A 13,558-nucleotide genomic window follows, 5' to 3' on the forward strand; every position below is an offset into this window, starting at 1 on the left:
TTTCAAGTAAATCTGATAAAAATTAAATGGAGGTGAAAAATGACTGGAAGAGAACACATTACAGTGATGCTATTTCTGGTGATCTTTGCACTGACATCGCCGGTATCAGCGGCCAACAGCACAGACGGAGGAAACCAGAGCGATATACACTTTCTTGTAATAACATGGCCCACAGAGGCAGGGCAGCTCGTCCAGCCCATGCACGAGATAAGCAGCAAATACCCCGAGGTGAAGTTCAGGGCCAGGAGCACATCACAGGTTTCTGAAAATGTGAGTGAGATCCCTGAACTTGTGGAATGGGCCCACGTAATTTACCTCAGTAACATACAGCCAGGGATAGTCACAGATACCCTAATGGACCTGAAATCACGGGGAAAACTCGATGGTAAGATAATAGCGTCCTACCCAAGCCCATACTTCTCAATTCCAGCGGTGAGGCTTTCAAACTTTGCCGGTGTGAGGTTTGTAAATGCCAATGGAACAGCACTGACTGACATGGAGATACAGCAGATATTCTCAAGCATATCATACCCCCCGATGGGGAAGACATCAATGCAGATGGTTGACATGCTCAAGGCCCAGTACCCTGCAATGGCAGATTACCTTGAAGTCAAAAAGTATTATGTTCCTGATACCGCTTCACCTGAAAACAGGGCGCGGATGCTTGAATACATACTTGCAAAGAGTTTCCCTGGCAGATTCAACTGCACGGCACCAACCACGGTACCCCAGTTTGGCCTCTACCGTAACGGAAGACTCTACAGCAACTTCACAGAATACGCATCCCTCTACCTGAGACCGGAGAGGAGAACAGTTGGGATAACCGCCTGGAGCGCACTAACCTTTGAAAGGGGTGACCTCAGGCACATTGATGCAATGATAGAGGCCCTTGAGGCCCATGGACTCAACGTGCTCCCTCTTATCTCCCAGTCAAACATGGGAAACGGTATGTACGAATTTGCAGGTATAAAGAGCTACTTCATTGACCAGGCAACCAGCAGGTCAAGGGTTGATGCCATCATCAGCCTGACATGGCTGGTCGGTGGTGAGACCAGCAAGGCAATGGTTAACAGCCTCATAAACACCCACGGGATACTCATAGTACCTGCGTTCATATATGGCTCAGATGTTAACACCTGGGAGATAGAAACATCAGGTCTGGGTATCAGCGCCAGTGTGATCGCCCTCAAGGAGACCCAGGGACAGATAATGCCCATGGTGATAGGTGCAACAAGCCGTGTAACCGACAGCCTCACAGGAATTGCCGTTGACCTCACAGAACCCATAAAAGAAAGGGTGGAACAGCTCGCATCCAGGATAGCGGCATGGAGCCGCCTCAGAATACTTTCAAACAGCGATAAGAGGGTTGCACTCATCTACTACAATTACCCGCCAGGAAAGCAGGGACTTGCAGGTGCAGATTCACTCAACGGCCCTGAATCAATAATGGAGATCCTGAGGATCCTGAATGCCAGCGGATACAGGGTTGATGTACCTGCAGGTACCGACGCACTCCTTGACCTCATGTTAAGCGGCGGAATAAACGTGGGTACATGGGCCCCCGGAGAACTTGAAAAACTTGCAGACCATGCAGTGCTCTACCCTGTGAATGAATTCATGGACTGGTACCGGAATCTCCCTGAGGTTGCAAGACTTCAGATGGAGCAGGGACCCATGGGCTACATTGAGGCCATCTGCAGGAAGGTCTACAATCTCGATCCAGCCCAGGTAACCGCGGATTTGAGGCTGACCTCAGCAAGGGTCCTCAGTGAATGGTACAGGGAACTAAGATCCACCCTGGAGTCCATGAACATAACACAGAAGCAGAACGCCCTGAGATACCTTGATGAGGCCCAGGCGGCACTTCAGGGTATACTGAACCGTGAAAACCGCTGGGCTGACTTCCAGAGGGCAAAGACCTCCTTCCTGAATCTCAGGATACCCGGACTGTGTGGATGGGGCGCCCCTCCCGGCAATGTGATGACGGTTACACGGAACAGCACCAGGTACTTCGTACTCCCTGTTATAAAACTCGGGAACATCTACCTGGCTGCCCAGCCACAGAGGGGCTATGAAAACGCTGACTTCCTGTATCACAGCAACACTGTACCACCACACTACCAGTACCTTGCATTCTACTCCTACCTTCAGGGGCGTGTTGATGCAGCGGTCTATCTTGGAAGGCATGGAACCTACGAGTGGCTGCCAGGGAAGGACGCCGGGCTTTCAGGGGCTGATTTCCCTGACATCTGCACAGGGAGCATACCATCAATATACCTCTACACCATGGATGGTGTGGGTGAGGCCCTCCATGCCAAGAGGCGCGGCCTTGCGGTCATCATAAGCCACCTGGTACAGCCCCTTGCAGCGACAGTCCTTGACGACGATATGATAACGCTCAAGACACTGACAGAGAGGTACATGCAGGAGAGGAACAGCGCACTTATCCCCCGGATAGTGGAACTTGCATCCCGCCTGCATCTGGAATCCGTGGTGAACTTCAGTGAATCACCAGAGAAACTTGCAGAGGATATACACGACTACATCATTGATCTGCAGTCCTCAATCACACCGCTGGGGCTCCATGTATTTGGACGTGACTGGACACCTGAAATGGTAAGGGCACTTGTACTCTCAATGGCATCAAGGATCACAGCGGTACCTGCCGGGGGCAACAGGTTCATAACACCGGAGGAGGCCCTCAGAAACATAACAGGCGCGGCGGATCTTATCATTGAAACCGTGCGGAGTGGTGGTAATGTCACAGAGGCCCTCAGGAAAAGGTGTGGCAGGGTCCTATCGGCAGTTGAGGAGACCGCCGCGGTGAAGGTGGCATCATTCGCTGCCAGTATCATTGAAAGCCCTGCCAAGGAGCGTTCAATGCTTCTCAGCGCACTCAATGGACTTTACATTCCCCCATCCCTGGGTAACGACCCCATAAGGACCCCTGAGGCCCTGCCCACAGGTGGTAACCTCTATGGCCTTGACCCCCAGAAGCTGCCCTACTGGGACGCCTACCTTAAGGCATTGGACCTTGTGAGGGATGCGCTTGCAGCCTACAACGGGACCCCTGAGGAGCTGGGTGTGGTGCTCTGGGCGACCGAGACCCAGAGGGATAACGGTGCCACCATTGCCTTCATAATGAGGCTCCTTGGTGTTGAACCGGTCTATGCACAGCAGGCCCAGAGGAGCGGGAACGTCCTGGGTGTGAGGGCAGTTCCACTATCAGAGCTTGGCAGACCCAGAATCGACGTCCTCATCACCATATCAGGTATACTCAGGGAAACCTTCCCCCAGTGCGCTGTTCTCATTGACAGGTCCGTGAGGGTGGCGCTTGCAGCATCATACACGACACTTGCAGGGGAGATCTCAAAGAAACCTGAACCACTGAGATCCAGACTCAGGGAGGCCCTGGATGCTGCGCTTGAAACCGTGAGGGTTGCAGGTCTCTTTGTGCCAGGAGACGATCCCCTTGAGATGAACTTCATTGCACTGCACTGGCTCAGCGACACAGAGGCACTCCTCTCCAGAAACCTCGAGGCTTCAGAGGCGGGTAAGATGGCTGCAAGCAGGATATTCGGTCCACCCCCCGGTGAGTGGGGGTCATCTGGTGTTAGAACAGGTGCACAGCTCTCAGATACCTGGAGTGACAGACTGGAACTGGGCGACGCCTTCATCTCAGACATGAAGTACTCCTACCGGGAGGACGACTGGGGATCCATAAACACAGAGATCTTCACAAGGAGGCTGAGGGACATCGACGGGGTTTACCATTCACGTTCAGATACAAAACATGGAGTCCTGGACCTGGACCATAACTACGAGTTCCTTGGCGGTTTCAGCCTTGCTGTTGAGAGGGTGAAGGGAAGGAGACCTGAACTCTTCATACTGAACCAGGTGAACCCATCAAAACCAGGTATCGACACGCTTTCAGAGTTCATCCTCAGGGATCTGCACAGCAAGTTCTTCAACAGGGAATGGATCAGAGCCATGATGCGGGAGGGCTATGCTGGCGCCAGTTACATATCAGGCAACTTCTTTGAGAACCTCTGGGGCTGGAAGGTAACAGTGCCAGATGCTGTGACAGATTCCATGTGGAATGAAGCAGTTAATATCTATATAAGGGACAAATATGGCCTTGGAGTCAGGGAATGGCTCTCAACAGGCAAGAATGCCTATGCACTCATCAGCATAACAGGCACACTCCTAAACGCCGCCCGGGAGGGTTACTGGAATGCCGACAGGGAGACCCTGAGGATGCTTGCAGATATCTACATAAGGACAACCAGTGAGTACGGTGTTGCATGCTGCCATCACACCTGCGGTAACATTCAGCTCAACAGCTGGATACTGAAGCTATCCTCACTGAATTCCGCTGAACTCAGGACCTTCCTTGAGAAATTCAGGTACGCCACAGGGGCTGCCATTCAGATGGAGGGAGATTCCACTCCTGATGTTACACCGGGCAGACCTGGGGGATCAGAGAACCCCTCCACGCCTGGAGTATCAGAGGGACATGCCAGCGCTGGTAGAAGTGCCTCTGCGGTTTCAGAGGTGGCTTCAGCGAAATCTCAGAGCACAGCTTCAGAGACCGGTAAAGAATCTGGTAAGGCATATGAGGTCGCGGCATCAAGCAACAGCAACTCCGGATCCACTGAAACTCCACTCTACGCCATACTGGGTATAGTTTCAATTGTCGCACTCCTTGGAGCCGGTTACCTTAAGGGTACCGGAAGGTAGGTGCGACATCCCCATTTTATTTTTTTAGAATCTCAGGAGAATTCTGTCATACATTTTAATCATATGATTTAAGAAATAAACGATTTTCATCAACTTAACCGTAACCTTTATATTCAATAAAATACATATACAGTGATACATATATGATTGTTTTATTCAGGATATTTGTGTATAGGGAGGTTCAGTGACCTCCCTCTCTCTTTTAGAGGTGGTATGTTGGACATATTTGAAGGCATAAAATATAATGAGGCTGCAGAGAGAATCCTGAAATCTGGATACACCGGCCTTGAGGGGTGGGAGGAGTTCCTGAAATACCATCCCTCCCTCCTGAACACACCTCTGGGGCGTAAAACCGCCGAGGATATCCGGATAAAATACTTCACCGACTGGACGTCCCACATACGGTTACGGGACATTATCCTCTTTGAGGCCTTCCAGGAGACCCGTGAAGACGCTGGGGAACATGATACAGAGGAGCTGAAGATGGAAATGAAATCCAGGTACCCCCACTTCTTTGACCTCACAGATAAACCCTTTGAGGTTAGGAAGGTTGTGGAGGCCACGCTGAACGACCTCGAAGACCCCCAGAGCGGCTGGATGAAGACCTCCCTGAAGAAACTGCTGGAGTCAAGCCTGGGGGTTACAGGCAACCTGCGGTCAAGTCCATCGGCGGTATCCCACGGTATTCTATCACTCATATCCGGGTACCTTGAGGGGGCAGAGGATAAGAGGGGGTTCATCCTGGGACTCTTCAACTGGGAGTACGACATCTTCACACCCGCGGTGATAATGGATGATGAGAGGGACGTGGATGCCCTTGAATACCATGAGACCCTGAGCTCATTCATATCAAACGCCAGAAAATGCCTTAAACTTTCAAGATCCCTTGTTAAAATCCTTGATACCGCCTCACCACAGTTTCAGGTGCTTGCAGAGCTTTTCAGGGTTTCCATGTGCCTAACACCTGAATCAACACTGGCATGGCTCCAGCGGGTCTGTGAAACATACGATGTGCCTGTTGAGGACCTGAGGGCCGCCCTCAGGGATAACAGCTGATATATCCCCAGAATACCTTTAATTTTTTTATTAAATGCCTAGAAGCTCTCAGAGAAGAAATCCAGAATCACAGCGTGCCCCTGTGAACACTTCAAATCTTTCAGAATACCACATTTTAAATTAAATTCTTTCAAAAAACAGATATTTCACCCATATTTGAATAAAATATTTTCAATTATTCAATAAAAATATTTATATTCAATAATTTACATATACATTACTAGAGTCAGAGTGAATTATCTGGCTGTTAACATTGAGAGGTGATGTTTTGAATGAGATAGTTAAGAGCTGGCTTAAAAGCCTGGAGTTCCTCAAACCCCAGGTTTCAGGGCAGATGGAGGTCATCCCGGTAAGGGCACCTGAGGGGAGCCAGAACTACCTTACACTGGGAGAGGCCATGAGCGATGGCCTCATAAGTATAGGGGAAGTTGACGAATATGGCTCAGTACCAAAGGTACTTGCAGTTAACCGGGCTGCTGAACCCGTACTCATAATTGACGGGGAGGAACTGGAGGGTGCCAAGCAGAACCGTGTTGCCAACGTCACCGTGCTGGTTCCTGAGAAGTCAGAGACCATGATACCCGTAAGCTGCGTGGAACAGGGCAGATGGTCCTACACCTCAAAGGAGTTCAGGGACCCTGAAAGGGTGGCTGCACTCAACGTAAGGGTTACCAAGACAAGGACCGTGACAGAGAACCTTGAGAACATTGGAAGAAGTGCTGAAATAGATGATACACCTGAGGATGAGCATGTAATACGTGACACCTTTGGGGATAACCGGGAGGTCAACATCAGAAACCAGGAAGAGTTACTGACGGCGTACTGCTCACGCCAGAGCAGCGTATGGGATGAGGTTAACCGACTTCACAGGAGAACCGGCTCAACCTCAAAAACAGGTGCAATGGCAGATGCCTACAGAAAGAAGAGAAAGACACTGGAGGACTTCAAAAAACCATTCAAACCAGTGAAGGGGCAGAACGGAGTGCTTGTTGCAATCAACGGTAGAATTGCAGGATTTGAACTTGTATCAAGAAGTTCAGCCTACAGGGAACTCCATGATAAGATCATAAAGAGCTATGCAATCGAGGCCATGCTCCATGATGAGGCCACATACGACCCTGTGGACCCTGAGGGCTTCATTGAGAGGATTATGAGCGCGGAAGAACACCGTTACCCCTCCCCAGGCTACGGGATAGACCACAGGTACACTGCCGAGGGTCTTGTGGGCTCGGCCCTGACACATGCAGGTGAGGTCATACACTCTGTGTTCTTCAACCTCCAGGAGGAGAGCAGGAGTATCAGAGGCTACAGGGAGAGGGCTGAGACCATGAGGAGAAACAACCACCACATTTAACTCCAATCACCCTCTTTTATTGTCAGTGCAAAAAATCCCTGGCGAATAACCTAAAACCCCATCAAATTCTTTTATTATCAGCAAAAGCATTTAATCGGACATTATGAATAACCATATTTAAAATTTGTTTTAAAATAATTAAAGTTAATTTTAAATATTGCCTCCCTTAAAGTAAACCTGAATAAAATTAAAAGGAGGTGAAAAATATTAAAAGATTCATCACAGTAATGGCGGTGATACTCGCAGTTGCACTGACAGGCACGGCCAGCGCAGCGGAGGTTTCAGGACACATAAAGGAGATCTACAATGAAACATCGGGAGGATACACCACACTACAGGAAGCCCTGCCAGTGAAGAATGCAAGCATCACCGTGATATACAATGGTTCGGTTATCAATGAAACACGAACAGCGGCAGACGGATCCTACAGGGTCACATTCAGTGACACATTCCCTGTTGAGGTGAGGATAAGCTACCACACCTACCGTCCGGTGACATACACCGTGACCTCAAGCCAAACACTGAACCACACATTCATGCCGGATATAGCCATCATAAGCTCGGTCCCTGAGAAGGGACGCATACTGAAGTCAATGGGTAACAGGAGGATAATCTACCATGACATGTGGGACCCATCCTCAGCTGCCAGTGACTGGATCATGGAGTACGTGAACTTCGCCTACCTGGACATGGCAATGCCAGGGACAGGCTGGGGCGACTCCTGGTATCCATACCTCCTGAGGAGTCCCGCGAACCAGAGGAACATGATAGCAGCTGCCTTCGGTTACCCCACAGACACAGACAGCGACCCCTACGGTGGAACAGGTCTGAACCTCCTCGGTGGAACACCGGGAAATGACACGCCCGACACAGTGGAGAATACCTACATTGCAAGTTACTACGCCCTTGCATCAGGGGGAGCTGCCAGGGAGAACCTGGAGAACATGATAAAGTACATCCAGTACCTCCTCGGTGAGACCACCTTCAACCCGGTTGAGAACAATCAGGGGCCGGTCATGGCAGCCCCTGACTGGGGACTCTACCACCCTGACCTTGGAGTCATGAGTGTGGTTGCAGAAAGATCCAGAATAAAGGCCTGGATAGAGGGCAACCCTGGTCTCATACCACCATATGATAGCCTCAGATGGATAGACCAGAACTTCTCAGCATGGGCGGAAGGCCAGAGAGCAGATATCTACAGACAGTTCGAGAACTGGTACACAGCAAACAAAAACATGACAGGACCATTCATCGTCGTTGTAAGCTACAATCCATCACCAACCGTGGACGCGATAATACGCCAGGCAGAGAAACAGGGAAGGGCCATATTCAACCTGTACCAGGGCGCCACAAACCCTGCTGTGAGTTCACTCCTTGAGGAACTGGCCCTTGGTGTTAACGGTAAGGGACCCATCACAAGGAGGATAGACGCGGTGATATCCCTCTACTCCTGGTCACTCAACTACGCCAACCTGCCATCAGGTGGGGCGCTTGCAGAGTTTGAGAGGATAAACATCCCTGTGATCAAGGGGGTGCAGCTCTACAGCAACTCAAGCCTCACAAACCCGCTGGGTGCCCAGTATGAATGGACATGGCAAGTCACGATACCCGGGTTCGAGGGTGTTTTCTCACCCATCGTTGTATCCTACACCGACGCATCATGGAACGAAGTTGTGGTACAGCCCGGCGTTGAGAAGATCGTCAAACTGGCCGATGGATGGGCAAGGCTCAGGGAACTCAGTAATTCAGATAAGAAAATCGCGGTGATACTCTACAGCTACCCTCCAGGTAAGGATGGGTTCACGGCATCATACCTGGACGTTTTCAGGAGCCTCCACGACCTCCTGGTGAAGCTCAACGAAACAGGCTACAGGGTTGAAAGGATACCCGATGTGGAGGAGCTCTACAGGATAGTCTCAGAGTCTGGTAACAGGGGTACCTGGGCACAGCCACTCCTTGAAAGGTATGTGAGTGAGCACAGGGCAGAACTGCAGGCCAATGGACAGCTCCTTGATGTGCAGAAATACCTGGAATGGTTCAGCAAACTCCCTGAAAAACTCAGGTCAGAGGTCCTATCAAAATGGGGTGCCGCACCAGGCAACATAATGACGGTGAACGGCAGCATCGTGATACCCGGTATAATGCTGGGGAACATCTTCGTGACGGTCCAGCCGGCACGTGGATGGGACGAGGTCACAGACTACCACAACCCCTACCTGCCGCCACACCACCAGTACATAGCCTTCTACAGGTGGCTGGAGAACGTCTTCAGGGCAAATGCAATGATACACCTTGGAACCCACGGGACACTGGAGTTCCTCCCTGGAAGGATGATAGGGCTCATGGAGGATGACTGGCCATTCCAGCTCACAGGGATACCAAACATCTACCCCTACATAGTCTCAAATCCAGGGGAGGGTATGGTTGCAAAGGACCGGAGCGGGGCACTCATAATCGACCACATGACCCCTGCAATGGTTGAGAGTGGACTGTACGGTAAACTCATTGAGATACATGACCTCATCCACCAGTACGAGAACGCCCTGAAGGTTGGTAACAGTCAGATACTCCCGGCCATTGAGTCCCAGATCAGATCCAGAGCCTCAGAGATGGGCTTCAACATGTCAGGCAACTTCACAGATGCCCTGGAGAGGCTTCACCTCAGTCTCCATGAGATAGAATCAGACATAATCCCCCTGGGACTTCACAGCCTGGGAAGGGTGCTTGAGGGTGAGGAGCTGGTTGAGGAGGTTCTCACCATAGCATCATCAAGGTCAGAGTTCCTGGAGAACATCAGGAAAACCATTTACCCCTCAAAGCCAGCCTACACTGAAATGCTTAAGGACCCCCTGAGATACAGTGACGAGATAGCCTCGGTTAAGAACCTTGCACGGACATGGATCAGGAACATCATAAACGGCACTGCCCCTGCAGGTATAAATGGCACGGACCTTGAATTCATCAATGAGACAATCAGAAAGATACGTGGAAACACCGAATGGCAGAGCCTGCTTTCAGCCCTTGGAGGTGGATTTGTGAGTCCAGGCCTTGCAGGTGACCCTGCATGGTGTGATGTGCTTCCAACAGGCGCCAACTTCTACGCCACAAACCCCAAGAAGATGCCAACAAGGGCCGCCTGGGAGACCGCAAAGAAAATCACAGACACCCTCCTTGCAGAGTACTACATGAAGCACGGAAAATTCCCTGAGCTCATCGGAATGGTGATGTGGGGTACCGAGCTTCTGAGGACCGATGGGGTTGCCATTGCAGAGTTCATGTACCTCCTTGGGGTTAAGCCCCAGTGGAACACCAACGGTGACGTCAAACCTGAACCTGTCCTCATGGACGCATCAGAACTCATGATCACAGTGAACGGCGTTGAGATACCAAGGCCACGCATCGACGTATTTGTAACTGCTGTCACAGGTAACCAGCTCTGGATAGACCTCATGAACGCCGCTGTTAAGATGGCTGCAGAGGCAAATGACACCGAAAACTATGTTAAGAGGCACTACAGTGAATGCGGCTCACTGGACCGTGTCTTCGGACTCAGGGGCCTTGTACTTGAGGGTACAGGGGTATCAGATATGACACCGGCAACCTCAAGGTGGAATACCAGCGCTGAACTTGCAGATGTCTACCTCTCAAGGGTCTCCTATGCCTGGAGGTCAACCCCTGGGGGAGTGGATATACAGCAGAACAGGGGCACCTTCCAGTATCTCCTGGGTAAGGTGAACCTCGTGACACAGAACCTGGACAGCACCTGGAGGCTCATTGACACAGACGACTACTATGACTGGTTCGGTGGAATGGTCCTTGCATCACGCCACCTCGGCGGTAACCCTGACACCGCACTGGTGGATATACGGAACAGGAACACGGTCACAGTTAGGACTGTTGCAGAGGAGATTGAACTTGAGGTGAGATCCCAGCTACTCAACCCGCGCTACATGGACTCACTCCTCAGCTCACCAAGCGGCTGGCTGGAATATGCCTCAAGGTACAAGAATGTGTTCGGTGTGGCCGTCACAACCGGTGCTGTGAGCAATGAATTATGGAAGCAGCTTGCAGTGAACCTCCTGAGTGACAGGTTCAGGGCATCAAGGGACTATGAGGCTGTTGCAACCCAGTCAATGATTGCCTGGGTACTTGAGGCTGCAAGGCGGAACATCTGGAATGCAGATAAGGCTGTCCTGCGGGACCTTGCAAACCGCTACATTGAACTTGCCGGGCAGTATGGTGTGGTGTGCTGCCACCATACCTGTGCAAACATAGTCTTCAATAACTGGGTTGTTAAGGTCTCCTCAGTCAACCAGGCGTCCCTCAAAAGGTTTGCCTCTGCCCTTGCAGCTGCAACAGGCGCATCAGTCAATGTACCGCAGGAAGGAGGTTCAGGGAATCCAGGCCATTCAGGTTCAGACAGTAATGGTGAAAGTGCCGGGATGACAGGACAGAAACCCTCAGGTTCATCAGGTGAATCATGCAGTGGATCATCCGGTTCAGCGGCTGAAAGTCAGAGTTCAGCTACCAATGGTGAAACAGAAAAGGGTGCTGAATCAGGTAAAGCCTATGAGGTTTCAGCATCAACCCAGAGCGGATCATCAGAAACCCAGGTGCCACTTTACGCACTTCTCGGTGTTGTGGCCCTTGTGTTCCTGGTGGGATTCGGTTACTGGAGGGGCAGATAACCCTATTTTATTTTTTTTATTGAATGAAAACTAGATACACCCCATCTGATTCTCAAATTCAACCATGGCCCTTCTAAAAGAAAACTAGATACATCCCGTCTGATTCTCAAGTTCAACAATGACCCTTCTGAGGAGCTCTGAGTCGAGATTCCATTTATCCCCCTGAAGCTCAATGAGGCCCCGGAGTTCAAGTTCCTCAAGTTCGCTGCTACTGGCAGGTATTTCATCCCCTCCAAGGGGGCCCTCCTTTAAAAGACTCAATATATTCTTTTCCCTCAGGGTTAGGCTGTTAAGTTCAGCGATCCATGGGAAGGCTATCTGCTGAAACTTTGCCTTGAAATTCTCCTCAAGGAGCGCGGGGCCGTATATGATTCCATCTGATAGTACATTCAGGAAGCTGTCAATGAATAGAGGCATGCCCTCTGTGATCTTGTGGATGTATTCTATTCCTGCCCGAACAGCCCTGAAACCAGGTGCCTTGAGGCTGATGTACCTTTCTGTGTCTCTTTCTGTGAGGGGTGGCACATCAACAACAGCCGCCCTGGGTAGTTCCTCCTGAATATCCCTTATAAGTCTTCTGCTGTACCTCGCTGCCACAGCACACCTCATGCAGTGCATCTGTGACATCTTCCATGCATCTGTGAAGGTAGATTTTTCAGGGGGCATGCTGTCAAGGAGCAGATTCCACTCCACGGTTCTTGCAAGAACAGTTATCCTCCTGAAGTCAGGTATGCCCTCATGGGTCCTTCTGATATCGGTGCACCTCATATCAATGAAGGTTGTTCTTGCGGGGTTTTCCTCCTGGATTCTCCTGAGAATAGCAGTTTTACCGGAGCCCATCTTACCCGTCACAACCACAAAGCCGGGGTCATTGAGGGCTTCATTAATCCTTCTTATCTCCTTTTCTCTTCCAAAAAAATCGTTTGTCCTGTTTAAAGAGATTATTGGCATTGAGGACACTTTAATTCCTATAGGTTAAGATGTGTCCATGAAAATGATTTAAAGCACTGCAAGTTCGCCTGCAGAGGTTATTTCAAGTTTTTCACGGTCTATGAACCCCATGTCACGGAGTTCCCTTATGTGGTTGTAGGTCATCCCCCTGCTTATACCTATTTTGACTGCAAGGTTCTTAACCGATGTTTCACCGGCCTTGAGTTCCTCAAGGACCTGTTTTTTGGTCTTGGAGATCCCGAAGCTCAGTATTGGGAGGTCTATGAGTTCACTGTCCTCCTCGGTCACGTACACTATGCGCTGGACATCGTGGTTCCTGGCATAGCAGCCGAAGAGTGCGCCTAGTGCCTGGGTCTTTCTGCCGCCGCTTATGTTAACCACAACACGCCTTCCGTTGGCCCTTTCCTCATCTATGATCTCAACCATGTCCTTTGCAATGGTGACAACATCATAAAGGCTTGTCTCAAACGTCGTTATCTCAACGAAGTTGCCCAGGGTGTCTCTGAGGACCTGTTCGACCTGTTCCTTCTCCCTTGGCGCCTTATCCTCCTTGAGCAGTACAACCTTCTTTGGTGAGAACTGTGTTATGCAGAACATCACCGGCTCAATGGAGTATATTGTGGATATCAGCGTTGTATCCATTATTATCACGTCCCTTAAGTTTTCCTATCACAAAGATTTGTTCAGGGAAAACAATTCATTACATATGGGGTTATCTTATTCTGATTATTCTATATATATTTTCCTCTATACAGATTGACATTCAGAA

At 50.4% G+C, this 13,558-nt stretch carries 6 protein-coding genes; 4 read left to right on the forward strand and 2 right to left on the reverse strand.

Annotated features, from left to right (window positions below; all coding sequences use genetic code 11):
• The first annotated feature begins 39 nt into the window (after positions 1-39).
• From AB9H23_RS03130 to AB9H23_RS03145, 4 genes are all read left to right on the forward strand, one after another.
• A complete protein-coding gene (locus AB9H23_RS03130; RefSeq protein ID WP_370005520.1) occupies positions 40-4,740 on the forward strand; it encodes a cobaltochelatase subunit CobN in 4,701 nt (1,566 codons plus the stop codon).
• A 216-nt stretch (positions 4,741-4,956) separates the two neighbouring features.
• Positions 4,957-5,796 (forward strand): hypothetical protein, encoded by an 840-nt coding sequence (locus AB9H23_RS03135; RefSeq protein WP_370005521.1) that lies wholly within the window; start codon positions 4,957-4,959, stop codon positions 5,794-5,796.
• 268 nt (positions 5,797-6,064) lie between these two features.
• Positions 6,065-7,150, forward strand: a complete 1,086-nt coding sequence (locus AB9H23_RS03140) for an ARPP-1 family domain-containing protein (protein ID WP_370005523.1) — start codon at positions 6,065-6,067, stop codon at positions 7,148-7,150.
• Between the two features lie 197 nt (positions 7,151-7,347).
• Positions 7,348-11,838 carry a cobaltochelatase subunit CobN gene (locus AB9H23_RS03145; protein WP_370005525.1) on the forward strand — a complete coding sequence of 1,497 codons (4,491 nt, stop codon included), beginning with the start codon at positions 7,348-7,350 and terminating at the stop codon, positions 11,836-11,838.
• Positions 11,839-11,922: 84 nt separating this feature from the next.
• On the opposite strand, the gene AB9H23_RS03150 is transcribed toward AB9H23_RS03145, so the two are convergent.
• Together AB9H23_RS03150 and AB9H23_RS03155 are read right to left on the reverse strand one after the other, a co-directional pair.
• On the reverse strand, positions 11,923-12,789 hold the full coding sequence (locus tag AB9H23_RS03150) for an AAA family ATPase (RefSeq protein ID WP_370005527.1): 867 nt from the start codon (positions 12,787-12,789) through the stop codon (positions 11,923-11,925).
• A gap of 48 nt (positions 12,790-12,837) precedes the next feature.
• Entirely contained in the window at positions 12,838-13,431 is a 594-nt protein-coding gene (locus AB9H23_RS03155; RefSeq protein WP_013295725.1) for a CRISPR-associated transcriptional regulator Csa3, read from the reverse strand.
• Between the last annotated feature and the right edge of the window lie 127 nt (positions 13,432-13,558).

Origin of the sequence: Methanothermobacter sp. KEPCO 2 (assembly GCF_041228365.1) — an archaeon.
GTDB lineage: Archaea > Methanobacteriota > Methanobacteria > Methanobacteriales > Methanothermobacteraceae > Methanothermobacter > Methanothermobacter marburgensis.

What these genes read in the sequence shown, in the direction of transcription:
- AB9H23_RS03130 (WP_370005520.1), top strand. Translation starts at nt 40, where the DNA reads ATGACTGGAAGAGAACACATTACAGTGATGCTATTTCTGGTGATCTTT.
- AB9H23_RS03150 (WP_370005527.1), bottom strand. Translation starts at nt 12,789, where the DNA reads ATGCCAATAATCTCTTTAAACAGGACAAACGATTTTTTTGGAAGAGAA.
- AB9H23_RS03155 (WP_013295725.1), bottom strand. Translation starts at nt 13,431, where the DNA reads ATGGATACAACGCTGATATCCACAATATACTCCATTGAGCCGGTGATG.